At 64.5% G+C, this 622-nt stretch carries 1 protein-coding gene; it reads right to left on the reverse strand.

The annotated features are described in order from the left end of the window. Positions 1–622 (reverse strand): electron transfer flavoprotein subunit beta/FixA family protein (locus DBR23_RS16575; protein ID WP_233250508.1); only part of this gene is annotated, 622 nt, incomplete at both ends.

The raw sequence follows: 622 nt of genomic DNA on the forward strand, positions 1-622 counted from the left end.
TTCGACCAGGGCGGCCACGTCGGCCACCTTGATGCCAGCGCCGCGCTTGGCGGGCTCGGTCACCTTGAGGGTCTTCAGGCGCGGAGCCACGTCCACACCGAGGTCTTCGGGCTTGACGGTATCGAGCTGCTTTTTCTTGGCCTTCATGATGTTGGGCAAGGTGACGTAGCGGGGCTCGTTCAGGCGCAGGTCGGTGGTGATGACTGCGGGCAGGGTCAGGGCCAGGGTTTCCAGGCCGCCGTCCACTTCGCGGGTCACGCTGACCTTGTCTGCAGCCAGTTCAACCTTGCTGGCGAACGTGGCCTGGGGCAGGTCGGCCAGGGCCGCCAGCATCTGGCCGGTCTGGTTGGCGTCGTCGTCGATGGCTTGTTTGCCCAGGATGATGAGCGAGGGTTGCTCTTTGTCCACCAGGGCCTTCAGGAGCTTGGCCACGGCCAGGGGCTGCAGTTCCACGTCGGTCTCGACCAGGATGGCGCGGTCGGCACCAATCGCCATGGCTGTGCGCAGGGTTTCCTGGCACTGGGCCACGCCGCAGGAGACTGCGATGACTTCGGTCACCAGGCCTTTTTCTTTCAGGCGCACGGCCTCTTCAACGGCGATTTCGTCAAAGGGGTTCATGCTC

This window comes from Acidovorax sp. HMWF018 (assembly GCF_003061035.1).
Classification (GTDB): domain Bacteria; phylum Pseudomonadota; class Gammaproteobacteria; order Burkholderiales; family Burkholderiaceae_C; genus Acidovorax; species Acidovorax delafieldii.